This window comes from Muricoccus vinaceus (assembly GCF_042433125.1).
Lineage (GTDB): Bacteria > Pseudomonadota > Alphaproteobacteria > Acetobacterales > Acetobacteraceae > Roseomonas > Roseomonas vinacea.
This window is the reverse complement of record NZ_JBHLVZ010000084.1, coordinates 23,809-47,829: the sequence shown is the minus strand read 5'-3', so window position 1 is coordinate 47,829 and position 24,021 is coordinate 23,809. Positions and strand designations below refer to the sequence as shown.

At 69.7% G+C, this 24,021-nt stretch carries 16 protein-coding genes and 1 pseudogene; 8 read left to right on the top strand and 9 right to left on the bottom strand.

Annotation, left to right across the window (positions count from 1 at the left end; all coding sequences use genetic code 11):
* Positions 1–32: 32 nt before the first annotated feature.
* Positions 33–1,004 (top strand): aliphatic sulfonate ABC transporter substrate-binding protein, encoded by a 972-nt coding sequence (locus ACFFIC_RS23365; RefSeq protein WP_377054884.1) that lies wholly within the window; start codon positions 33–35, stop codon positions 1,002–1,004.
* A 205-nt stretch (positions 1,005–1,209) separates the two neighbouring features.
* On the opposite strand, the gene ACFFIC_RS23360 is transcribed toward ACFFIC_RS23365, so the two are convergent.
* Both ACFFIC_RS23360 and ACFFIC_RS23355 read right to left on the bottom strand, forming a co-directional pair.
* Positions 1,210–2,616 (bottom strand): NAD(P)/FAD-dependent oxidoreductase, encoded by a 1,407-nt coding sequence (locus ACFFIC_RS23360; RefSeq protein ID WP_377054882.1) that lies wholly within the window; start codon positions 2,614–2,616, stop codon positions 1,210–1,212.
* A gap of 100 nt (positions 2,617–2,716) precedes the next feature.
* On the bottom strand, positions 2,717–3,532 hold the full coding sequence (locus tag ACFFIC_RS23355; RefSeq protein ID WP_377054880.1) for a DUF2243 domain-containing protein: 816 nt from the start codon (positions 3,530–3,532) through the stop codon (positions 2,717–2,719).
* Positions 3,533–3,929: 397 nt separating this feature from the next.
* On the opposite strand from ACFFIC_RS23355, the gene clpS reads away from it, so the two are divergent.
* Both clpS and ACFFIC_RS23345 read left to right on the top strand, forming a co-directional pair.
* Positions 3,930–4,235 (top strand): ATP-dependent Clp protease adapter ClpS, encoded by a 306-nt coding sequence (clpS, locus tag ACFFIC_RS23350; RefSeq protein WP_377054878.1) that lies wholly within the window; start codon positions 3,930–3,932, stop codon positions 4,233–4,235.
* Between the two features lie 123 nt (positions 4,236–4,358).
* The gene (locus tag ACFFIC_RS23345; protein WP_377054876.1) at positions 4,359–6,323 is read left to right on the top strand and encodes a PhoX family protein; all 1,965 of its coding nucleotides are present in this window, start codon (positions 4,359–4,361) and stop codon (positions 6,321–6,323) included.
* Between the two features lie 80 nt (positions 6,324–6,403).
* Here the strand turns inward: ACFFIC_RS23345 and ACFFIC_RS23340 are convergent, their stop codons facing one another.
* Entirely contained in the window at positions 6,404–7,015 is a 612-nt protein-coding gene (locus ACFFIC_RS23340; RefSeq protein WP_377054874.1) for a glutathione S-transferase family protein, read from the bottom strand.
* 198 nt (positions 7,016–7,213) lie between these two features.
* Positions 7,214–7,978, bottom strand: coding sequence for a molybdate ABC transporter substrate-binding protein (modA, locus tag ACFFIC_RS23335; RefSeq protein WP_377054872.1), 765 nt, complete (start codon positions 7,976–7,978; stop codon positions 7,214–7,216).
* A gap of 356 nt (positions 7,979–8,334) precedes the next feature.
* On the opposite strand from modA, the gene ACFFIC_RS23330 reads away from it, so the two are divergent.
* Entirely contained in the window at positions 8,335–10,350 is a 2,016-nt protein-coding gene (locus ACFFIC_RS23330; protein ID WP_377054870.1) for an AI-2E family transporter, read from the top strand.
* A gap of 473 nt (positions 10,351–10,823) precedes the next feature.
* On the opposite strand, the gene ACFFIC_RS23325 is transcribed toward ACFFIC_RS23330, so the two are convergent.
* From ACFFIC_RS23325 to ACFFIC_RS23305, 5 genes and pseudogenes are all read right to left on the bottom strand, one after another.
* The gene (locus tag ACFFIC_RS23325; RefSeq protein WP_377054868.1) at positions 10,824–12,818 is read right to left on the bottom strand and encodes a DUF4214 domain-containing protein; all 1,995 of its coding nucleotides are present in this window, start codon (positions 12,816–12,818) and stop codon (positions 10,824–10,826) included.
* Positions 12,819–13,212: 394 nt separating this feature from the next.
* On the bottom strand, positions 13,213–13,968 hold the full coding sequence (locus ACFFIC_RS23320; protein WP_377054866.1) for an ABC transporter ATP-binding protein: 756 nt from the start codon (positions 13,966–13,968) through the stop codon (positions 13,213–13,215).
* Entirely contained in the window at positions 13,955–15,751 is a 1,797-nt protein-coding gene (locus tag ACFFIC_RS23315) for a branched-chain amino acid ABC transporter ATP-binding protein/permease (RefSeq protein WP_377054864.1), read from the bottom strand. The genes ACFFIC_RS23320 and ACFFIC_RS23315 overlap by 14 nt, the downstream gene beginning before the upstream one ends.
* Positions 15,748–16,626 (bottom strand): branched-chain amino acid ABC transporter permease, encoded by an 879-nt coding sequence (locus tag ACFFIC_RS23310; protein ID WP_377054862.1) that lies wholly within the window; start codon positions 16,624–16,626, stop codon positions 15,748–15,750. The genes ACFFIC_RS23315 and ACFFIC_RS23310 overlap by 4 nt, the downstream gene beginning before the upstream one ends.
* 42 nt (positions 16,627–16,668) lie before the next feature.
* Positions 16,669–17,796 (bottom strand): annotated as a pseudogene (locus ACFFIC_RS23305) (ABC transporter substrate-binding protein).
* A gap of 259 nt (positions 17,797–18,055) precedes the next feature.
* Between ACFFIC_RS23305 and ACFFIC_RS23300 the strand changes: the two are divergent.
* The 4 genes from ACFFIC_RS23300 (at position 18,056) to ACFFIC_RS23285 (ending at position 23,984) form a co-directional block, all read left to right on the top strand.
* Positions 18,056–19,594: a UxaA family hydrolase gene (locus ACFFIC_RS23300; RefSeq protein ID WP_377054860.1), complete on the top strand. Its 1,539-nt coding sequence runs from the start codon at positions 18,056–18,058 to the stop codon at positions 19,592–19,594.
* A 97-nt stretch (positions 19,595–19,691) separates the two neighbouring features.
* Positions 19,692–20,720, top strand: a complete 1,029-nt coding sequence (locus tag ACFFIC_RS23295; protein ID WP_377054858.1) for an ABC transporter substrate-binding protein — start codon at positions 19,692–19,694, stop codon at positions 20,718–20,720.
* A 7-nt stretch (positions 20,721–20,727) separates the two neighbouring features.
* Positions 20,728–22,920 (top strand): ABC transporter permease, encoded by a 2,193-nt coding sequence (locus ACFFIC_RS23290; protein ID WP_377054856.1) that lies wholly within the window; start codon positions 20,728–20,730, stop codon positions 22,918–22,920.
* Complete coding sequence (locus ACFFIC_RS23285; RefSeq protein WP_377054854.1) at positions 22,917–23,984, top strand: ABC transporter ATP-binding protein; 1,068 nt, start codon at positions 22,917–22,919, stop codon at positions 23,982–23,984. The genes ACFFIC_RS23290 and ACFFIC_RS23285 overlap by 4 nt, the downstream gene beginning before the upstream one ends.
* The last annotated feature ends 37 nt before the right edge of the window (positions 23,985–24,021 follow it).

The window sequence follows — 24,021 nt, the reverse complement described above, 5'->3', positions numbered from 1 at the left end:
GCCGGCGAAACGGCGCGACAGGGAGAGACACCATGCTGACACGACGCAACATCACGACCGCCGCCGCGGGCGCCTGCCTCGCGGCGCCCCGCATCCGCACCGCCCGCGCGGCGGGCAAGACCGCCACGATCGGCTATATCGCGGACTTCCCCAACGCGAGCGTGATCGCCATCGCGAACGACCAGAAGTATTGGGATGCGGAGGGGCTGAGCGCGGACGCGAAGGTTTTCACCAACGGGCCGATCCAGATCCAGGCCATGGGCGCCGGCAGCCTGAACTTCGGCACCATCGGCCCGGGCGCGCTCTGGCTGCCGGCCAGCGGGCGGGCCAAGGTGGTCGGCGTCAACGACATCGGGTTCAGCGACCGCATCATCGCCCAGGGAGGCATCGGCTCCGTCGCCGAGCTGAAAGGCCGGAAGGTGGGGGTGCCGCAGGGCACCTCGGGCGACATGATCCTGCGGCTGGGCCTGGCGCGTGCCGGGCTCTCGGTGGCCGACATACAGGTCGTGCCCATGGACCCAAGCACCGTGGTGGCGGCCTTCTCCTCCCGTCAGATCGACGCTGCCGGCATCTGGTACCCGCTGATCGACGTGATCAGGACCCGCGTGCCCGACATAAAGGAGCTCGCCTCGAACAACGACTTCTTTCCCGAGACCTCCTTCATCAACGCCTTCGTGGCACGCAACGAGGTCGTGCGGCAGGACCCGGACCTCGTGCGACGCTTCCTTCGCGTGATGAAGAAGTCGCTGGACTACCGGATCGCGAATCTCGATCGCTCGATCGAGCTGACCGCGACCTTCCTGGGCGCGCCGCTGGCCATCACCGCGAACGTGGCGCGGAGCCGCAAGCTGCTCTCCAGCGCCGAACTGAACCGTTTCACGGAGGACGGGACGGTGAACCGTTGGCTGGAGCAGTTCAACGCCATGTTCAAGACCTTCGGCGTCCTGGCCGACCCGCTGCCCGCGGAGCGGTTCTACGAGGCAGCGCTGTTCACCTCGGCCTGAACGGTGGCGCGGCACCGGCGGGCGGCGGCGCGTCCCGCTACAATGACAGGCGGGGCGATGCCCGATCGTGCGGGATGGCTCGCTGCACCATCACGCACGCGCCGCGGGTTTCGCTTTCCGGAGCGCGCACCGGGTTGGGCGGCACCACCAGACGAATCCTGAACGGAACGGCAGCCCGCCGCTGCGCGGCCGGCTGGCGCCGATCTCAGCCGCCGGGCCCAGCCATCTCCACAGGACGCGGACCGGGGGGCGTCCCCTTCGGCACCATGTCCTTCGGCTCGCCCGGCGGGTCCGGCCGGTGGACAGGCGGCACCGGCGCGCCGGGGGGAGGGCGCCGCGTGATCAGCCGTGCCCCACGCTGAAAGGTGATGTAGCTCCAGAACCATTCAAAGGAGACGACGACGCGGCTGCGGAAGCTGATGAGGTAGTAGACATGCGCGATCCCCCAGAACCACCAGCCCAGCCGCCCCTTCAGCCGAAACCCGTCCAGCGCCACCACGGCCGACCGGCGCCCGATGGTGGCGAGGTCGCCGTGGTGGCGGTACTCGAAGGGCGGCGGCGCGGGCTGCCCCTTGGCGCGGGCCGCGATCACGCGGCCGACGTACCGGCCCATCTGCTTGGCGGCGGGGGCATTCCCGGGGATTGGCCTGCCCGTGCCATCCTTGGCGAACACGAGGTCGCCGACGACGAAGATGTCGGGATTGCCCGCCACGGAAAGGTCGGTTCCGGCGGTGACGCGGCCTGCCCGGTCGCGCTCCGCCCCGATCCAGGCGCCGGCCGGGGAGGCGACGACGCCCGCTGCCCAAACCGTTGTGCTGGCCGCGATCCGTTCCTCCCCGCCCAGCACCACGCCATCGGCATCGCAGGTGGTGACGCGGACGCCCGTGCGGATCTCCACGCCCATCCGCGCGAGCGATCGTTCGGCGTAAGCCGACAGCTCCTCCGGAAAGCTGGCCAGGAGGCGGGGGCCGGCCTCGACGAGCAGAATGCGGGCGCGGCGCGGGTCGGCGCGGCGGAACTCGCGCTTCAGGGCCTGCCGGGCCAGCTCGGCCATGGCGCCGGCCAGTTCCACGCCGGTTGGTCCACCGCCCACGACCACGAAGGTGAGCAGGCGCTGCCGCTCCGCTTCGTCCAGCGCCATCTCAGCCCGCTCGAAGGCGGTCAGCAGGCGGCGCCGGATCTCGGTCGCGTCCTCGATGGTCTTGATGCCCGGTGCGAAAGCCGCCCATTCATCGCGCCCGAAATAGGAATGCGTGGCGCCGGTCGCGAGCACCAGCGCGTCATAGGGAAAGGAGACACCATCCGCCTGCACATGGCGCGCGGCGGTGTCGATGCCCGTCACCTCGGCCATCAGGACGGTCACGTTCTCCTGCCGGCGGAAGACGCTGCGCACGGGCCAGGCGATGTCGCCTGGCGAAAGCGCGGCCGTGGCCACCTGATAGAGCAGGGGCTGGAACAGGTGGTGGTTCTGCCTGTCGAGGATGGTCAGCTCCACCGGGGCGTCGGAAAGGGCGCGCGCCGCCTCCAATCCACCGAAACCGGCGCCGATGATCACCACGCGGAGCGGGCGCGCCGGCTGTGCCCCCGCGGGCACTGGCGGTTCGGTGCTCATCGGCTGGTCCTTCCCGGAGGCGTCGGCGCGGTGCAGGCGGTGCACCGTGCCGACCGTCGTCGCTGGCCTCCGAACGCCTCGCGGCGAAGGCGGTTCCCCCTCAGGCCGGGCGCTGCGTCCAGGCGAGGCAACCGCCCGTGATGGCGGAGGTGCCGACCAGCAGGGCGCCGCCGCGGTAGAGCGCGAGCACCGAGCCACCGTCCCGCAGGTCCACCGCGAGCATCCCGCCCGAGGGATCGCTCCAGGCCACGCGACCGCCGGCGGCGATGGCGGCGGCGAAGGCCTGGTCCGGGCCGATGCCGTTGCGGAACAGCACCAGCACCGTGGTTGCTCCGGCGGGCGACAGCGCGGCGATGGGGCCTGAGGCGAGAACAAGGGCGGCGAGGGCGGCCGCCACCGCCGTCGCATGGCCGCCGGGGGGCGGATTGCCATCCCGCCGCCTCAACCAGAGCCCGGCCGCGAGCGGGGGCAGCCCGATCACGATGAGCCAGCCGATGTCCCAGAGGAGCGGGTCCGGCACGTCCACGCGGATCCGGTGGATGCCGACTGCCCAGTGGAAGCCCACGACGTCCACGACCTGCCAGATGCCGAAGCCGAGCAGGACCGCGCCCAGCAGCCTCGCGCCCGAACCCCCGGTCAGGCCAGCCCGCGCGCGCCAGAGCAGCCAGAGCCCGACCGCGGCGATGAGGTAGACGGCCACGTGGAACAGCCCGTCCGCCAGGATCTGCGCGCGGATGTCGCGCAGCGCATCCCCGGGCACGAGGGACAGGAAGTGATGCCATTGCAGCACCTGATGCAGCAGGATGCCGTCGAAGAAGCCGCCCAGGGCGAAACCCAGCACGCCTGCCGCCAGGGCGGTGCCATGCGAGGTGCCCTGGCCGGAGGCCCCCATGGATCGCTCCATCACGGCGCTCATGCGTGGCCAGCCCGGGCCACGCCGCATCCTTCGATCGGCATGGGAGGGAACGAACCTGCTTCGGTGGAATATGGGATCAACGGGAACTCCCTGAATGCGATGAGCGGCCAGACCAAGCGGCATTCTTCGGGGGGCGACGGCCGCGTGCCGCTAACATGTGCAAGCGGCAGGGGACGCCGGGCGCAGACTCAGCGAAGCGTGATCGCACGGGCTCCGCGGTGCTTCTTCCGGCGGGCGGCCACTCCCGCGGTCGCCGCTCTGCCTTGGCCGGACAGCCGGCGGGTGGCGGGCTGGGTTCCGGCCGGGCCGCTTGCCTCGGGCGCTGACTTCGGGGGGGAGCCTGTTCCGGGCCCGACGCACCGCCCTATATGCACGCTTGAACCGTCGGGGCGCTCCCATGGCAGATATCGCGTCTACCCCCCGCGTCGAGGACACGGTCCGCACGGCCCGCCCGAAGCTGCACAAGGTGATCCTCGTCAACGACCACTATACGCCGCGCGAGTTCGTCGTGCGGGTGCTTCGCGCCGAGTTCCGGATGGACGAGGGGCAGTCCTTCCGGGTGATGCTCACCGCACACCAGCGTGGCAGCTGCGTTGTGGCGGTGTTCACCCGCGAGATCGCGGAGGAGAAGGCCACGCGCGCGACGGACATGGCGCGCGAGGCCGGCTATCCTCTGTTGTTCACCACCGAGCCGGAGGAATAGCCGGCCGCCCCGCCCCGCGCGCCATCCGGGGCGTGGCAGGCACTGTCACCGAGCCGTCGCAAATTCATCACCCACGCGTTGCCGGCCGGAGCTAAGGAGCCGCCACCGGGTGGGGAGAGTGTGATGCGGGATGCGGGCGAGCGTGCCGCGGCGTTGGCGGTGGAGGAGCTGGGCAGCAATCCCGCGCCGCTGGACCCGATCGGCGCCGTGGTCGGGCGCCGCCTCGGCCGGCGGGCAACGTTGCGGGGGCTGTTCGGCGCCTCGGCCGGTGCTGCGATGGCGGCGAGGCCGGCCGGCCTCGCCGCGAGCTCGGCCGGGGAAGCCGCTTCTCCCTCCAGCCTCGGCTTTCGGGGGCTTCCGCATGGTTCGGGCCCCGATGAAGCGGTGGCGGCCGGCCACGAGATCCAGGTGGTGATCCGCTGGGGCGACCCGGTGCTGCCGGGCGCCCCCGCCTTCGATCCCGCGCGCCTCACCGCCGAGGGGCAGGCGATGCAGTTCGGCTACAACAACGACTACCTCGATTTCTTTCCGCTGCCCTGGGGTGGCGGAGACGAGCACGGGCTGCTGGTGGTCAATCACGAGTACACCAACCCGGAGCTCATGTTCGCCGGACTGGGCGATGCGCGCACGGCGCGCCTGCGGACCTCGGCGGAGCAGGTGCGCATCGAGATGATGGCGCATGGCGCGAGCGTGGTGGAGATCCGGCGCGAGCGCGGCCGGTGGATGCCGGTGCCGGAAAGCGCGCTGAACCGCCGCATCACCGCGGAGACGCCGATGCGGGTGAGCGGGCCGGCGGCGGGGCATGCGCGGTTGCGCACGGCGGCCGACCCCTCCGGCACGCGCGTGCTGGGCACGCTGAACAATTGCGCCGGGGGCAACACGCCCTGGGGCACGGTGCTGATCGCCGAGGAAAACTTCAACTACTACTTCGGCGGGCCGGGCGTCGCGGTGGGAGAGCAGGCTGCGGCCTATCGCCGCTACGGGCTGGTGCGCGACGCCCAGTTTCCCTGGGGCCGCCACGAGCCGCGCTTCGATGTGGCGAGCGAGCCGAACGAGCCGAACCGGTTCGGCTGGGTGGTGGAGTTCGACCCTTATGACCCCGCCAGCGTGCCGGTGAAGCGCACCGCGCTCGGGCGCTTCAAGCATGAAGGCTGCACGCATGCCGTGGCGCCGGATGGGCGCGTGGTGATCTACATGGGGGACGACGAGCGCTTCGACTATGTCTACCGCTTCGTCACGGCGCGCGCCTGGAATCCGGCGGAGCCCGCCTCCAACCGGGACCTGCTGGACGAGGGCACCCTTTCCGTGGCGCGCTTCCACGACGACGGCACGCTGCTGTGGCTGCCGCTTGTGCAGGGCGAGGGGCCGCTGACGCCGGCGAACGGGTTCCATTCGCAGGCCGATGTGGTGATCGAGGCACGGCGGGCCGCGGACCTGCTGGGCGCCACGCCCATGGACCGGCCGGAGGACGTGCAGGCGAACCCCCGCAACGGGCGCGTCTATGTGATGCTCACCAACAATGCCAGCCGCACCGCCGCGCGGGCGGATGCGCCGAACCCGCGCGGCGCCAACCTGCACGGGCATGTCATCGAGATCATCCCCCCGGCGGGACGGGGCGGGCCGCCGGACCACGCGGCCGCCGTGGCGCGGTGGGAGCTGTTCCTGATGGCGGGGCGGCCCGGCACCGATGCCGGCGCATCCTACCACCGCGCGGTCGGGCCGGAGGCCGGCTGGCTGTCCTGTCCGGACAACTGCGCCTTCGACAGCCGTGGGCGGATCTGGATCGCGACCGATGGGGCGCCGGCCGCCGCGAAGATCGCGGACGGGCTCTATGCCGCCGATACCGAAGGCGAAGGACGTGCGCTGACCCGGCGCTTCTACGCGGCCCCCCAGGGCGCGGAGGTTTGCGGCCCCCTCATCGGTCCGGGCGACCGCACCGTGTTCCTGGCCATCCAGCATCCGGGAGAGGAGGCCGGCAGCCATTTCGAGGCGCCCGCCACCCGCTGGCCGGATTTCGTGGATGGCATGCCGCCGCGGCCTTCTGTGATCGCCATCGTGAAGGCGGATGGGGGCGAGATCGGTGGCTGAGTTCGGCCCGCATCCGGGGCGCGGCGCCTGAGCCTGCGGGCGCCGGCCCGCCAGCCGCTCACGGCCGCATTGGCGACCGCCTAGTCATCGGCGGCTTCCGTCGCGCGGGCTGAGGGGCGTGCTGCGAAGCCTTTGTGCCAGGCGGCGAGGGCAGGGCGGCCGGTTCGCCAGGAAAGGTCGGCGAAGCGGAAGTCGAGGTAGGAAAGGGCGCAGCCGATCGCGATGTGGCCTATTCCGAAGGAGCTCCCGCCGAGATGGGGCGCCTCGCGCTCCAGGTGGTCCAGCGAGGCTTCGGTGCGGACAGTGAAGCTCGACATCCATTCGGTGGTCTGGGCGGCCGGCGGCTTGTCGCGCTCGTTGCGCCAGAGAACGAGAAGATCCAGCAGGCCGTTGCCGAGCGCGTGGCGCGTCAGCGCGTCCCAGCGCGCGGGGCCGGCGGGAAAGAGTCGCCCGCCCCCCGCCTGCGCGTCCAGGTATTCGATGATGGTCAGGCTGTCGAACAGCACGCGGCCATCCTCCAGCACCAGGGTGGGGATCTTGCTCAGCGGGTTGTCCCGCAGCAGGCCGGCATGGGGCATGCCCATGCGGACCACGGTGCGCACCGTCTCGATCCGGCCCGCCAGCCCCAGTTCATGGGCGGCGATCATGACCTTGCGCACGAAGGGGGAGCGCGGCGACCAGTGTAGCTTCACAAGACGATCCTTCTTCCTGGTCCTGCCCGCGCGATTGTCGTCACGGGACGGACGGTGGGCCCGGTCCGGCAGCGATGGCCGCGTGGCGATGGAGGGCGCGCACCAGGCCGGTTCCCCGCCGGTGCCGGGCACGAGCCAGCGGGGTTCCGCAGGTTCATCCTTCGGATGGGCCGGACGGCCCCGTTCCGGTGCGATGTGTCAGCGCATGCTGAAGCCGAAGCGTTGCCATGCCCCGGCGGCCTCCGGGCCGCGGAGAAACTCCAGCAGCGCCCTCGCGCGGTTGTTTCCCGCGCCCCGCCGCGTCAGGGCGAAAGGGTAGGTGATGGCGGTGTGGCTCTCCGGGGGAAAGGTGCCGATCACGCGAACGCCCGGCGAGGCCATCGCGTCCGTCGCGTAGACGATGCCGAGCGGTGCCTCGCCGCGCTCGACCAGCAACAGGGCGGAGCGGACGTTGTCGGCCCGGGCGAGGCGAGGCGCGATCCGGTCCCACTGGCCCATCCAGGTCAGCGCCTCCCGCGCGTAGCGGCCGGCGGGCACGTTGGAAGGATCACCCGTTGCCAGCCTGCCGCCGCCGAGCAGCGCCAGCATGTCGGTCCCCCGGGCGAGATCGACGGCACGGGCGCGATCCGCCGGCGCGACCAGCACCAGGGCGTTGCCAAGAGGGGAACTGCGCGTGCCCTCGGCGAGAAGGCCGCGCTCGGCGAGGTAGTCAGCCCATGGCTCGTCCGCGGACATGAACAGGTCGGCCGGTGCCCCCTGCTCGATCTGGCGTGCCAGGGCCGAGGAAGCGGCGAAGGAGAGGCGGGGCGCGGAGTTGCCACGCGCTTCCCAGCTGCGCCCCAGCTCGCGCAGCGCATCGGTGAGCGAGGCCGCGGCGAAGACCGTGACCGGTTCCTGTGCCCCGAGGCGCTGCGGGGAAAAGAGCGCAGGGGCGGGCGAAAGCAGCAGGAACCTGCGCCGCATGGAAACTCCTCCGGTGGGGGCATGGCGGAGCCACGGAGTTGGAGGCCCCCAACGCGACCCGCCCGCTCCATCCCGAGACGGCTGTATATTCGGTCAGGCTTGACCGGCAAGGGCGGTGGCCCTTGGAGGCGGCGCGGCGCTGGCCGGCACGCACCGAGATGGAGCCGCGCCTCGCCGTTCCGGCGGCTGCGCGATGCGGAGCGGCGCCTCCGGCCTTGGCGTGGACGGAGAGGTCTGCAAGGGGGGCACGGGCTGCGTCGCGCAGCCGTGTCCGGCCACGTCGGTCGCACCGGTGGACCTTGGATCATGACCAGCGTTGTTGAACCCACCACAAAGCTGAGGCCGGCCCCGTACCCATGAGCACCACCACCAGCCGGGAGCCCCCGCCTCCCGCACAGGTCCAGCCGCCGTCCAGCCCCGATCTGGCCAACCTCCTGACCGTTGTGGTGGGCGTGGTGAGCGTCGCCGGCCTTTACTTGGCGCGGGAGGTGCTGATCCCGATCACGCTCGCCATCCTGCTTTCCTTCGTGCTGGCGCCCGTGGTGGCGCTGCTGCGGCGGGTGGGGCTGCCGCGCGTGCCGGCGGTGCTGCTCTCGGTGGTGCTGGCGCTGGGTGTCATCCTGCTGATCGGCAGCGTCATCGGGGTGCAGATCGCCGGGCTGGCCCGTGATGCGCCCCGCTACCAGAGCGCGATCCAGCAGAAGGTGGAAACGGCCCAAGGTGCTGCCTTCGGTCGCATCAATGAGCTGTCCCGCCGATTGAACAACGAGGCGCGACCGGCAGCGTCCCCGGACGGACCGGCCGAGAGCGGCCCGGCCCGGGCCGACGCCGCCGCGGGTGCCGAGGCCGGGCGGGCCACCGCGCCGGTGCTGGGCGGCGACGGGACCCGGCCCGTTCCCGTCGAGATCCGGCAGGGCGAATCCTCCATGCTGGAGCTGGTGCGCAAGTTCGTCTCGCCCGTTATCGGGCCGCTGGAGACAACCTTCATCGTCTTCATCGTGGCGGTGTTCGTGTTGCTGCAGCAGGCAGACCTCCGGGACCGTCTGATCCGGCTCTTCGGCTCCAGCGACCTGCACCGCACCACCGAGGCGCTGGACGAGACCGGGCGGCGGCTGAGCAAGTACTTCCTGGCCCAGCTGATGCTGAACAGCGCTTTCGGCGTGATCGTCACGATCGGGCTTTTCGCCATCGGCGTGCCCAGCCCGATCGTCTGGGGCATCCTGGCCGCGCTGTTCCGCTTCGTGCCCTATGTGGGTTCGGTCCTGGCGGCGGTGTTCCCGCTGGTGCTGGCGGCTGGCACGGAACCCGGATGGACGATGGTGCTCTGGACCGCCGCGCTCTTCATGCTCGCGGAGCCCATCATGGGCCAGATCATCGAGCCCATGGTCTACGGGCACAGCACCGGGCTCTCGCCCATCTCGGTGATCGTGGCCGCCATCTTCTGGACCTGGCTGTGGGGCCCCATCGGGTTGATCCTGGCCACGCCTCTCACGCTTTGCCTGGTGGTGCTGGGGCGGCACGTGGAGCGCCTCGAGTTCCTCGATGTCATGCTCGGCGACCGGCCGGCGCTGACGCCGATGGAAAACTTCTACCAGCGGCTGCTGGCCGGCGACACGGACGAGATGCTTTCGCAGGCGGAGGCGCTGCTTCAGGAGCGCTCCCTTTCCTCCTACTACGACGACGTGGCCCTGCCGGGGCTGCGCCTTGCGGCCAATGACGTGGAGCGGGGCGTGCTGCCGCCGGACCGGTTGGAGCGCCTGAAGAACGCCGTGTCAGGCCTGGTGAACGACCTTTCCGAGGTGGCGGACGTCAACCCGCCGGAGAAGGGGGCAAAGCCCGACGACGCCACCGGACCGGCGGAACGGGCTCCGCCGCCGCGTCCGGTGCCCGCCGTCCCCCTGCCGCCGCGGACGGAGCGCGCCGGCGCATGGACCTCCGAGCGGCCGGTGCTGTGCCTGGCCGGGAAAGGGCCGCTGGACGAGGCCGCCTCGGCGATGCTGGCTCAGTTGCTGGAGAAGCACGGGATCGGTGCGCGGGTGGTTCCCCACGAGGCGAGTTCGCGTGAGCAGGTGGGGCGGATGGAGGTGGAGGGCGTCGCGATGGTCTGCATCTCCTATCTCGACATCTCCGGCAGCCCCGCGCATCTGCGCTACCTGTTGCGGCGCCTGCGCCAACGCCTGCCGGAGGCGCCGCTGCTGGTCGGCCTCTGGCCCGAGGGAGCCGAGGTGCTGACCGATGAGGCCAAGGCCAAGGCGGTGGGAGCGGACCATTTCACGGCCTCCCTGCATGACGCGGTGACACGCTGCATGGAAGTGGCCGCCGCCGGGGAAGTGGCGCGGGCGCCGCGGCCGGCCCCGGTGCTGCCGGGCTGAGCGTTGGCATGCGCCAGTCCGGCAGGCCTGTCCGGGCTGGCGGATCCCTGCCTCGGTGCGATCAGGCGCCGGTGCGCAGCTTCAACAAAAGGCCGCCACCGGCGAACCAGATCAGCGCCTTCTTGAAGGAGCTTATTTCCTCGGAGACCGCTGCCGACATGGATGGGGAACAGGGTAAGCACCCGAGAGAGCTTTTTCGTCGCGGCAGGTGACGGATCTGATCGTAAGTCTGAGCGGCGTGAGCCGGGCAAACTTCGGAACGCCCCAATGACGATCAGCAGCCCCAGCGATATCCATGCGGCCTGCCATGACTGTCGGCGCGAAGCCGAGGTCCGAAGCGTCCGGACTCATGGAGAGCATGCCCATCAGCGGAAGGCCTGCTGCACACGGCTTACCTTCCGTCAGGGGTCAGGAGGCCGCGCTGACACGCATGATCGGAGCAAGCGGGCCATGCAGGCCGCCGTGCACCTTGTTCATCCGGCGAAGGCGATGCCGAACGACGCAGCGCTCTCCGGCATGATATTGGGCGCGGTGATGCTCACGTGCTCCGCGCTTTCGGAGAAGCCCAGCACCACGTCGGCCCGCGTCAGCCGACCGCTCTCGATCGCATCGACCCAGGCCGCCTGGCCTGCGGGATCCGAGGCGCGCTGGAGGGTGTTGACGTAGAGCTCTTCCACGAACTCGGCTGTTGTCAGGTTGATGCCGTAGCGGCTGTTGAACTCCTGGCTGGTGGTGAAGGCCTGGGCCAGAGCCAGTGGGGTTTGGGCGCCGCTGTCCAGCGCCTCCCGCCAGGCACGGAGGCCGGCGGCGTCAGGCAGGCGGCCGAAGCTGGTGCCATAGAGCCGGGCAACCAGAGCCGCGGTCTCGGACAGGTCCCAGATGCCCGCCTGGTTGAGGGCGATGGTCCGGGCCAGGTTCTCGTCGCTTTCCGAGAAGCTCGCCAGGGCCTCGGCGCGGGTGGTGGCTCCACTGGAAATGCGGTCCGACCAGAAGGCCTTGCCGCCGGCATCCGGACTCCGGCCAAGCGCATTGGCATAGAGGAGGTCCACGTAATCGGCGGTGGATGGATGAGCGCCGTAGCGCGCGCGAAACTCGTCGGTCTCAAGAAAGGCCCCGGCCAGGACGGAGAGGGGGGTTCCCTGGGCGAGCGCACCGATCCACTGGTTCAGCCCGACCTGTTCCGCCCTGCGCCCAAGTGCTGCCTGGTAGAGGCGAACAACCTGGGCGGCCGGATCGGCGGCGTCGAACACCACCCGGCCCTCAAGGAACTCGATCACCTCCGTGTTGCGGAAGGTGTCGGTGCCGGTGGGCTGAACAAAGGCCACGTCGCCGTTCCCGAGCACGGAGAACGCGCCGGATCGGCGGCCGGTGTCGCGGAAGTCCACGGTGTCGTAGCTCGCGCCGCCGTCAAGAAAGTCGGATCCGGCTCCGCCCTGCAGCGTGTCCCTCCCCCCGCCGCCGAGGAGGGTATCGCTGCCCTCGTTGCCGACGAGAAGGTTCGCGAAGGCATCGCCGGCGATCCTGTCGGCCAGGATGGAGCCACGGATCGACTCGATGCCGGTCACGAGGTCGACGCTGCCCAGGAAATCCACGATCACACCGGCCGAAAGATCCGCGACGATACCGGCCGCCGGGGACAGCAACCCACCAGCAAAGCCGTAATCCACCGTGTCGAAGCCGGTGCCTCCGTCGATGGTGTCGCTGCCGCCCGATGGGCCCACGCGATCGTTGCCGGCCGAGCCGACGAAGGAGTCTGGGCCATCTCCGGTTACGACAAGCTCGATGCCGGCATAGGTGGTGAAGGACATGTTCCCATGCTCGCAGACGGTCAGCGCGGTTCCGGCTCCGTCCGGAAGGGCGTTGATGACGGCCGGGTCCGCGGGATTCGTGAGAAGGACGTCGAAGCCACCGCGGCCATCCACCGTGTTGATGCCGTCCATCGGCATAAAGCGGTTGTCCAGGTGGTCGCCGAGAAGGATGTCGTCTCCGAGGCTGCCGCGGAGAGAGGCAACGCGGACCAGCGTGTCGGCACCGCCCGCTGTCCAGGCCGTGCCCGCAGCAAGATCCGCTGCGACCGGCAGGATGCCGGATGACAGATAATCGGCAAAGGTGGTGGTGAGCCCGTTGCCGATGATGATGTCGTTCCCACCGGCCCCGTAGAGGAAGAGGTTCGTCGCGGAGCCGACCGCCGTCACCTCCATGCGGTCATCCAGGGCGGAGCCATAAATGGCGTCGATGTCCTGGAAGATGTCGGTGCCCAGGCCGGCCTTCAGCACGAAATTGCCGAGCGCGCTGCCCGCGGCGGTCGCCAGGGTGACGAAAACGGGAACGCCGATGGCGGTGTAGTCCGCCACGTCGTAACCGCCGCCGCCGAGCAGAGTGTCGTTACCTGCGGATGCAAAGATCCGGTCATCCGACACAGTCCCGGTCGCGGCGTTGTTGCCGCTCGTTCCGGCGATATTCGCCAAAGCAGCCTCCTGATCAGAGCCGGAGCCATGATCGGTGGAGCGGGTTACGCTTGGCTTAACTCGGGCGAAGCATCGCATGCAGGCCTTGCGCGCCGACCGCTACCATGAGGTGAGTGTCGCGCGGAAAGGACTTCGGGACCGGCCGATGCGGAAAGGGGCGTCGGTTCGCGGTTGATGCCGGGCAGGCCGTGTTCACAAGGGCGGCGCGTGGACGAAAGAGCCCGGGAGAATGTATCGGGGCTTAACGCAATGTTGTTCCAGCGATCCGATTGCGAATGTCAGCGCAGGGATTTTTCGCGGTCTGGCGCCTGTCCGCCGAATCCCGGAACGATCATGCAGCACGCGCCAAAGGAGGACCCGGAGCGTGGGGGCGCGCCCGGCCCGCAACAGGTGGTCAGCCGGGCGCCGCGGCCGGGGCACTGGCCGCCCCGGCCAGGCCGCCAAGATAGGCCGCCCGGACTTCCGGGTTGCTCCAGAGATCGGCGGGCTTGCCGCTGACCAGGAGCGATCCTGTCTCAAGGACATAGCCGCGATCCGCGACGGAGAGAGCCATGTGTGCGTTCTGCTCCACCAACAGCACGGTCGTGCCGAGGTCGCGGATCGAGGTGATGATGCGGAACACCTGCTGCACGATGAGGGGCGCGAGCCCGAGACTGGGCTCGTCCAGAAGGAGCATGCGCGGCTTCGCCATCATGCCGCGTGCAACGGCCACCATCTGAAGTTGCCCGCCCGAGAGGGTCCATCCCAGCGCATGCTCCAGGCGGCGAAGATCGGGAAAGAAATCGAACATGCCGTCGGCATCGGCCTCGAGCTGCCGGCGGGGGACCCCGCGGCGGTTGCTGCCTCCAAGAAGGATGTTCTCACGCACTGTCAGTCCCGGGAAGACGCGGCGGCCCTCCGGAACATGCGCGATCCCGAGCCGTACGATGGCTTCGGGCTTCAACCCGACGAGCGACTGGCCAGCGAACTGGAGCATGCCCGAAAGGTTGGGAACGAGCCCGCTGATCGATCGGAGAGTGGTGCTCTTCCCAGCGCCGTTGCTACCGAGCAGGGCAACGATCTCGCCTTCGGCGACCGTGAGGTCCAGGCCCTTGAGGACGTCCGCCGCACCATAGCGGGCCCGAAGGCCCGACAACTCAAGCAAGGGCATGCTCGCGCGGCTCCCCGAGGTAGGCGGCGATGACGTCTGGGTCGGTCAGCACCTCTCGCGGGGTGCCGTCGGCGATGCGGCGGCCGAAGTTCAGCACGGTGATGTGGTCGGCCACCTGTTCCACAAGGTTCATGTCGTGGTCCACGATCAGGATGGTGAGCCCATGGCCCTTCAGCCGGCGGAGCAGCAGGCCGAGTTCGTGCTTCTCGGTCATGTTCAGGCCCGCCGCCGGCTCGTCCAGCAACAGGATATGGGGATTGCCGGCGAGCGCCCGGGCGATTTCCACGTAGCGCTGGTGGCCGTAGGAGAGGGTGCCGACCAGGCGGTTCGCGTCCGCACGGAGTCCCACGAAATCAAGTGCTGCGAGGGCGCGCGAGACCACGAGCGCCGGTTGCTCCGCGATGTCGTTGCCCGGACGCTCGGCGCCGATCATCACGTTCTCCAGCACGGTCATGCCACGGAAGACGCGGATGTTCTGGAAGGTGCGCGCGAGGCCTCGGCGTGTGCGCTCATGCGCCGGCGCCGTGGTGAGGTCCTGCCCGGCAAGGCGGATGGTGCCGGCGGTGGGGCGGTACAGGCCCGTCGCGACGTTGATGAAGGTGGTCTTGCCAGAGCCATTGGGCCCGATCAGCGCATGGACCGCGCCGCGGCGCACCGAAAGGTCCACGCCGTCGAGCGCCTTGAGGCCGCCGAAGTGCTTGGCCAGGCCGGTGATCGCGAGCGCGGCCTCGGAGGAGGCCGTGCCGGTCTGGCTCAACAGGGGAAGCGGCGGCACCGTGCCCTCGATCGGCGTCGCACGGCGAAGGCGGTTCGCGACGAAGCCCCAGAGCCCGTCGGGCAGGAACACCATGATGAGGATCACGGCGGCACCGTAGACGGCGAGGTAGATGTTCCGGAGGAACCGCAGCCATTCCGGCAGAAGCACCAGGAGCGTCGTGCCGAGGAGCGCGCCGAAGGGCGACTGCACGCCCCCGAGAAGCGCCATGGTGAGCAGCACGATGCTTTCACCGAAGGCGAACTGGTCGGGGCTGATGTAGGAGAAGGCGCCGGCGAAGAGGCCGCCGCCGAGACCGCCGAGCAGGGCGCTGATGGCGAAGGCGAGCACCTTCGTGCGGAAGACATCGATGCCACAGGTGCTGGCGGCGATCTCGTTGTCGCGCACGGCCTGCATGGCGCGGCCCAGGCGGGTGGTCTTGAGGCGCCACGCATACCAGGTGACCGCCATGAGAGCGACGAGGCAGAGGGCGAGATAGCGGTCGCCGCGGTCCAGCTCAAGGCCAGGAAGGCTCGGACGTGGGATCGATTTCACGCCGTCCGGCCCATGGGTCAGGCCGATCCAGTTGGTCAGCACGAGGGTCACGATCTGCTGAAAGCTGATGGTGACCATCGCAAGGTAGTGGCCGCCGAGGCGGAGGCTGGCAAGCCCGAGGGCGATGCCGAAGCCGGTGGCCACGGCGACGCCGAGCAGCAGCGAGACGAAGAAGGGCAGGTGGAAATCCGTCGTGCCGAGGCCGACACCATAGGCGCCCAGGCCGAAGAACGCGGCCTGGGCCAAGGATATCTGCCCGCAATAGCCAAGCACCACGACGAGCCCCGCCACGCCGATCGCGTAGGTGGCCGCCTGCATGACGATGTTGAGGATGTAGCCGGAGGTGGGGGCAAGTGTGGAAGCGGCGAGAACCGCCACGATGGCCAGAGCGAGGACGGGCAGCCCGCGCCAGCCATTGGCTGCGGATGCGACGATCGCTGAGGAGACGGAGCTTGCCGGGGCCGTGGTGCTCATGCCTTCTCCGAGATCTTTTCGCCGAAGAGGCCCTGCGGGCGGATCAGCAGGAAGAGAAGAAGGAGCGCAAAGGCGATTGCATCCTTGTAGGGGACCGAGATGAAGGCGGCACCGAAGGTTTCCACCACGCCGAGAGCGAGCCCGCCGAGGATGGCGCCGGGTATGTTACCGAAGCCACCGATGATGTTCGCCGCGAAGGCCTTGAGCGAGATCAGTGCGCCCATGCCGACCGATACGAAGAGAATGGGCGCCACGAGGACGCCCGCGATGCCGCCGAGCGCCGCGCTGTAGCCGAAGGTGATCAGCACCATCAGTGCGACGGGGATTCCCAGAAGGCTCGCCATCTCCTTGTCCTGGCTGGTGGCCTGAAGCTTCTTCCCGAGCAGCGTCTTCTCGAAGATGAGGAACTGGAGCAGCACGAGCAGCGCGGTGATCACGATGATGGCGAGATACTGGCTGTCCATGAACACGCCACCCAGCTCCAGGCCTGCGCTCTCGAACAGGCCAGGCAGGACCTCGGGGCTGGGTCCGTAGGTGGCGAGCACGATGTTGGACAGGAAGATGCTGGCGCCGATGGTGCTGATGATCACCGGCAACTGGCCGCGGTGGCGGAGGGGCCAGTATGTGGCCCCGGCAAAGAGCACGCCGAAGCCTGCCATGGCCGCGATCGCCAGAGGCACGGAAAGAAGATAGGGCAGGCCCAGCGCGCCCGAGAGGATCACCATCAGGTAGGCGCCGAGCATGCTGAACTCGCCTTGAGCGAAGTTCACCACGTTGGCCGCGCGGATCAGAAGAACGAAGCCGAGCGCGACCAGCGCGTAGATCGCGCCGATGCCGAGGCCGGTAAAGAGAAGCTGCGGAACGAGTTCAAGCATCGCCCTTTCCCCGCGCCGCGCAGGAAGGGGCCGCGGTGCCCCTCATTCCTGGATGTCGATCCGTCGGATAAAGACGATCTTGCCGCCGTCGTTCCGGACGATGTTGTAGCCGCGGAGCCCGTCCCCGTTGGCGTCGAAGTTGTACTCGCCTTCCGCCCCCGCATAGCCGCGGATGCCGAGAAGGGCGGTGCGGACCTTGTCCGGATCCGTGCTGCCGGCCGTGCTGATGGCGAGCGCGAGGAGGTTCACGGCGTCGAAGGTCCATGAGGACTGGTTGTCGGCCAGCTTGCGGTGAGCGGCCTCGTAGCATCGGGCGAAGTCCTTGCTTGCCGGCGTCGCGTCCACCGCGAAATCGGCGACCCCGAAGGTGCCGTGCAGCGCCGGCCCGGCGAGGTTGAGCGCGGTGGTGTTGGTGATCGAGGGCGATCCAATCCAGGGGATGCGGACGCCGAGCTGGCGCACCTAGCGCGCGAAGATGCCGAGGTCGTTCTCAAAGGTGAAGTAGCTGCCGAGGATGTCTGCACCGGACTGGCGGACGGCCAGCACCACCGCGGTGTAGTCCGAGGCCTGGTTCGTGTAGCCCTGCATCAGCACGGGGGTGATGCCCTTCGCCTTCAGGGCTTCCTCCAGCGCCCTGGCGCCGTTGCTGCCGAAGGCGTCGGTGGAATAGACGATGGCCCACTTCTGCTTCTTCAGGTCGGTCACGCCGTATTCGGCGATCACCTTGCCTGAATAGCTGTCGTTCGGCCGGCAGCGGAAGAGCCAGGGATTGCCCATCCGGGTCAGCGTGGGCGAGGTGCCGCCGATCATCATGGGCTTGCCGGCCTTGAGCACGTCCGGCGCCATGGCGTCGACCTGCGTGCTTCGGATGGAGCCGATGAATGCGGCGATGTCGCGCTGGGCCGAAAGCCGGCTGAAGGCCAGGACAGCCCCGGGGTTGGTGGTCTGGTCGTCCTCCACCACCAGTTCCATGGGACGACCGAGCACGCCCTTCTCGTTCACCTGGGCAAGTGCGAGGCGCGCGCCGTTCAGCTGGAAGCTGCCTGCCTCCGCAGCCGGACCGGTGGACGGGAACACGCAGCCGATCCTGATGGGATCAGCGGCGATCGCGATGTGGGGGGCGGCGAGCAGGGCAACGGAGCCGAGCGCCAGGCGGCGCCGGGTGGTCACGGATTCGTTCAACGTTCGGTCCTCCTGCCATGGTTCTGCCGACCATGTACGCAAGAAGTTCAACATAGCGCCCTGGAGATCGCAAGCGGGTCGGTTGGCGTGGTGGCCGCACCATCCGCGAAGTTGCCGTGCTGCGCTGCGGCAAGGAACAGCCGGCACTGGCGCGCCGCTGGCAATGCCCTCATCCTGGCCGCAGATCACAAGCGCCGCCGCCCGCGTCCCGCCCCGGGTTGCGCCGAACCGTTCCGGGAGCCCGTCCATGCTGGCATCGATCGCCGAGCGCGCCGTCATTCACCTCAACCCGGCGGACAACGTCGCGGTCGCCACCAGGCGGATACAGGCGGGGCTGCCGCTGGGCACGGGCGGGGCAACGGCGCACGCGGATGTTCCGCGCGGGCACAAGGTGGCTGTGGCCGCCATCGGCGCCGGTGAGGAAGTGATCAAGTATGGCCAGGTGATCGGCCGGGCGACGTGCCCGATCGCGGCCGGGGAACACGTGCACCTGCACAACATGGCCATGCACGAGGGCGAGCTGGTTCATGAGTTCTGCGCCGACGCGGTGCCGACCCCGTTGCTGCCCGAAGCGGAGCGACGGCATTTCGAGGGCTTTCTCCGGGCGGACGGCCAGGTGGGCACGCGGAATTACATCGGGGTGATCACCTCCGTGAACTGCTCGGCGACGGTGGCGCGTGCGGTGGCGGACCGCATGAACCGTGGCGGCGATCTCGCGGCCTATCCGAACGTGGACGGCATCGTGGCGCTGACGCATGAGGGCGGCTGCGCCCTGGCGATGCGCGGTGAAGGCTACCTGTATCTGACGCGCACCCTGGCTGGGTACGCGCGCAACCCGAACTTCGCGGGAATCCTGATGCTGGGCCTCGGCTGCGAGACCAATCAGATCGCGCCGCTGCTGGACATGCACGGGCTGGCGGAGGGGCCGCTGTTGCGTAGCATGACCATCCAGGCGGAAGGCGGCACGCGCCGCACGATCGAAGCGGCCTCGGCGCTGATCCGCGAGATGCTGCCGGTAGCCGATGCGGCACGACGAAGCGCGCAGCCGCTTTCCGGGCTGAAGCTGGCCCTGCAATGCGGTGGATCGGATGGCTACTCCGGCATTTCGGCCAACCCCGCCCTGGGCCATGCGGCGGACCTGCTGGTGCGGCACGGCGGCACGGCGGTGTTGAGCGAGACGCCCGAGATCTACGGGGCGGAGCACCTGCTCACCCGGAGGGCGGCAACACCCGCCGTGGCGCAGAAGCTGCTCGAGCGGATCGACTGGTGGCGCGACTACACCGCCCGGAACGGGGCGGAGCTGAACAACAATCCATCCCACGGCAACAAGGCGGGCGGGCTGACAACCATTCTGGAGAAGTCCCTCGGCGCCGTGGCCAAGGGCGGCTCGATGCCGCTGGAGGCGGTGTTCGAATACGCGGCGCCCGTGAACCGGACCGGCTTCGTCTTCATGGACACGCCGGGCTACGACCCGGTGGCGGTAACCGGCCAGGTGGCGGGCGGGTGCAACGTGATCTGCTTCACCACCGGGCGCGGCTCGGTCTCGGGCTTCAAGCCCGCGCCCTGCATCAAGATCGCCACCAATACGGACATGGCCGTCCGCATGGACGAGGACATGGACATTGACTGCGGCGGCATCGTCACGGGAGGCGAGATGATCGAGGAGGCGGGGCGCCGGATCTTTGAGATGGTGATCGCGGTCGCCTCGGGGAACAGGACCTTCAGCGAGGAGTTCGACTACGGGCACAACGAGTTCGTGCCCTGGCACATCGGCGCGGTCACCTGAGCCGCAGCGAACCTCGGACGGGACAGGCATTGATCCCGTGACGGTTCTGTTGCAATCCGGTGACAACCCGCCACTGGAGCGGACAGGGAGTCGCGCCATGCTGTTCCGTATCCTCCGGGCCGCCGCCGTGCCGGCCGTCCTGCTCGCGGTCGCGGGACCGGCGCGGGCGCAGGGTTCGCTCAACCTTTACTGCTCCGTTCAGGTGGAGTGGTGTCAGGCGGCGGCGAACAGCTTCGGGCGCGAAACGGGCATCCGCGTCGCGGTCTCGCAGAAGGGGTCCGGGGAGGTGCTGGCCCAGATCCGGGCGGAAGCGCAGAACCCGCGCGGCGACCTCTGGTATGGCGGCACGGGCGACCCGCACCTGCAGGCGGCGGAGGAGAACCTGTCTGCGGAGTATCGGCCGGCCGCCCTCGACCAGCTTCACGACTGGGCCCAGAAGCAGGCGCGCGACAGCCGCTACCGGACGGTAGGAATTTACGCCGGCGCGCTTGGCATGGCCTTCAACCCCGAGCTGCTCGCGCGGCGCAACATCGCGGCGCCGGCCTGCTGGCGGGACCTGCTGGATGCGCGCTTCCGCAACGAGATCCAAATGGCCAACCCGCAATCCTCGGGCACGGCCTATGTGATGATCGCGACCATCGTGCAGATCATGGGCGAGGACCCGGCCTTCGAGTACCTGAAGGCGTTGCACCGCAACATCAACGCCTATCCGCGATCCGGCACCGGCCCGATCAAGTCGGTGGCGCGGGGGGAAACGGCCGTCTCCGTCTCCTTCGTGCATGATGCGGTGACAGAACGCCTGGGCGGCTTCCCCGTGAGCAGCGCCCTGCCTTGCGAGGGCACCGGCTATGAGGTGGGCTCCATGTCCATCATCCGTGGGGCGCGGAACCTGCGCAACGCGCAGCGTTTCTACGACTGGGCGCTGACGCCGGCGGCGCAGCAGCTGGGCGCCGAGACCAAGCAGTTCCAGACGCCCTCCAACCGCACGACGCCGGTGCCGCCCGAGGCACCGCAAATGTCGCAGATCCGGCTGATCGACTACGACTTCGCGAAGTACGGGGCCTCCGCCGAGCGGCGGCGCCTGATCGAGCGCTGGGACCGCGAGGTGAACGCGCTGCCGCGCTGAGGCCGCGATGCGCGCCGCCGGCTTCTGGAGCAGCGCGGTCGCCCTGGCGGCGGCGCTGCTGCTGCCCTGGTACCTGCTGCAGGACGGGATCGCGGCAACGCCGCTTGCGGGCTTGGCCTGGTTGTCCGATCCCGATTTTGCTCCTGCCGCGGGGCAGGTTCTGACCCAGGGGCGTTGGTGGCTCTGGCCCGCGCTGCTGGCCCCCGCGCTCGGGCTCGTCGTGGCGATGGCGCCGATCGGGCGCGGGATGCGCGCGGCGTTGTTCCTTCTGGCGGGGGGCCTCGGCCTCCTCGCGCTGCTCGCGCAGGGCTATGCGATCGGCGTGCAGGGCTGGGCGGCGCCCTGGTTTGAGGCTCTGGGACCCATGGACGACCGCCAGTTCGGCGTCGGCTGGGGCGGCGCTCTCGTACCGGCCGCCCTGGCCGTCCTGATGGCCGCGGGCCTCGCCGGGCGCGGGGCGTTTCGCAGGGATGCCTTCACCGCCGCCGTGGCGGTGGTCGTCGCGGCATCGATCGGGCTGTTCACCGCGCTCCCGCTGGTGCTGCTTCTGGCGGACGCGTTCCGCGACGCATCCGGCGGGATGGCGGTGGTGGCCGTTTTCGGGCGGCTGGCGGATGACCGGCTGTGGAGCCTGGCGTGCCTGGGCGGCGCGCCGCGCTGCGGCGCGGTCTGGAATACGTTGCTGCTGGGCTCGCTCGTGGGCGCCGGAACCACCGCGCTGGGGCTGGCCTTCGCGCTGCTGGTCACGCGCGGGCGGCTGCGCTGGGCGCGGGGGCTGCGCTGGCTGACGGTGCTGCCCATCGTGACGCCGCCGTTTATCCTGGGACTGGGGCTGATCCTGATCTTCGGCCGGTCGGGGCTGGTGTCCAACGCCGCCTCCGCCTGGTTCGGGCTGGAACTGGGGCGTTGGATCTACGGCCTGCCGGGCGTCCTCCTGGCGCAGCTCTTTGCCTTCACGCCCATCGCCTTCCTGGTGCTGATCGGCGTGGTGGAGGGGCTGTCGCCGACATTGGAGGAGGCCTCCTCCACCCTGCGCGCGACGCCGCGGGAGACCTTCCGCACCGTCACCCTGCCATTGCTGCGGCCCGGCATCGCCAATGCCTTCCTGCTGGGTTTCGTGGAGAGCATGGCCGATTTCGGCAATCCGGTGGTGCTCGGCGGCAATTTCGGCGTGCTGGCAACGGAGATCTTCTTCGCCGTGGTGGGGGCGCAGGCGGATGCGGGGCGGGCTGCGACCTTGTCGCTGATCCTTCTGTTCATGGCGCTGGGCGCCTTCTCGCTCCAGCGCTGGCTGACGGCGCGGAAGTCCTACGTCTCCATCGGTGGCAAGGGCGATGGCGGCGTCGCGCCACCGCTGCCGGCCGGGGTGCGGCGAACCTGCCTGTCCGTGGCGCTGCCCTGGGCGGGGCTGACCGTGGTGCTCTACCTGCTGGCGCTCTCCGGCGGCTTCGTGGAGGTCTGGGGGCGCGATCACACGCCGACGCTCCGGCACATGGTGAAGGCCTTCGACGTTCAGGGAGGGCAGCTCACGGGGCTGGCCTGGAACAGCGTGATCACCACCGTGACGCTGGCGGCCATCGCCGCGCCCATCACCGCGGCCCTGGGCATCGCGGCCGCCTGGTTGTTCTCCCGCACCCGCTTCATGGGCCGTGGCGTGCTGGAGTTCGCGACCATGCTCTCCTTCGCGGTGCCTGGCACGGTGATCGGCGTGGCTTACCTGCGCGCGTTCAACCTGCCGCCGCTGGAACTCGCAGGCACGGGGGCGATCATCGTGGCGTGCTTCGTGTTCCGGAACCTGCCGGTGGGGTTGCGCTCCGGCATGGCCGCCATGGCGCAGATCGACCCTTCGCTGGACGAGGCATCCCACACCCTCGGCGGCGGTGGGGTGGATGCCTTCGGGCGCGTGGTGCTCCCCCTGCTGCGCCCGGCCATCGTGGCGGGGCTGGTCTATGCCTTCGTTCGTGCGATGACGACGATCTCGGCGGTGATCTTCCTGGTCACCGCGGATACGGAGCTGGCGACGGTGTTTATCGTCAATCGCGTGATCAACGGTGACTACGGTCTGGCCATTGCCGTGGCGGTGGTGCTGATCGCGCTGATGGTGCTGATGCTGGGGCTGGCGCAACTTCTGGTGGGGCGGCGGCGGATTGGGCGGCGCGCTGCCGTGCCGGCCGTCGCGGCCAGGGGGGCGGTGGCATGAGCCGCGCGGCGGAAGTGCGCTTCGAGCACGTCTGGAAGCGTTTCGGGGCGAACAGCGTGGCGGTGCGGGACGTTTCCTTCACTGTGCCGGCGGGAACGCTCTGCACCCTGCTGGGGCCCTCGGGCTGCGGCAAGACCACGACGCTGCGGATGATCGCGGGGCTTGAATATCCGAGCGAGGGACGGGTGAGGATCGGTGGGCGGGATGTTTCCGCCCTGCCGCCGGCCGAGCGCGACGTGTCCATGGTTTTCCAGTCCTACGCGCTGTTTCCGCACATGAGCGTGCTGGAGAATGTCTGCTATGGACTGACGGTCTCGCGCCGGCCGCGGCGGCAGGCGGAGGCCGCCGGGCGCGCGGCGCTCGAGAGCGTGGGGCTGGCCGGCTTCGACGCGCGCCTGCCTTCCGAACTGTCGGGCGGGCAGCAGCAGCGGGTGGCCGTGGCCCGCGCGCTTGTGCTGGAACCCTCCGTTCTCCTGTTCGACGAGCCCTTGTCCAACCTGGATGCGCGGCTGCGGCGCCGCATGCGCGAGGAGATCCGCGAACTCCAGCAGCGCCTGGGCGTGACGGTGGTCTATGTCACTCATGACCAGGCGGAGGCGCTCGCCATCTCGGACAAGATCATCGTGATGAACCAGGCGGTGATCGCGCAGGAGGGCACGCCGCGGGAGCTTTACGAAGCACCCGCCAACGCCTTCGTGGCCGGTTTCGTGGGGGAGGCAAACCGGGTCCCCGCCGCGCTGCGCCGCCTGGGTGAGCGCGACGGAGAGGTCTCGCTCGGCGATGCTCGGATCGTGCTGCCGCACCGTGGCCTTCCGGACGGCGCGGCGGAGCTTGCGCTGCGGCCCGAGGCCATCGCGGTGCTGCCGGCCGGCGACCCGGCGGCGATGCTGCCCGGCACGGTGGTGAAGGCTGCCTACCTGGGTGGGGTGATCGAGTACACGGTGGCCACCCCGGCGGGGGAGTTGTTCGTCATCGCCCCGGCCTCGGGCCTTGACCATGCGGCGGGCGACCCCGTGGGACTGCGCTTCGGCGCGCACGGCGCGGCGCTGCTGCCCCGCGGCTGAACGCACCTGCCGGCCGCGATGCGGTGAACGGGGCAGG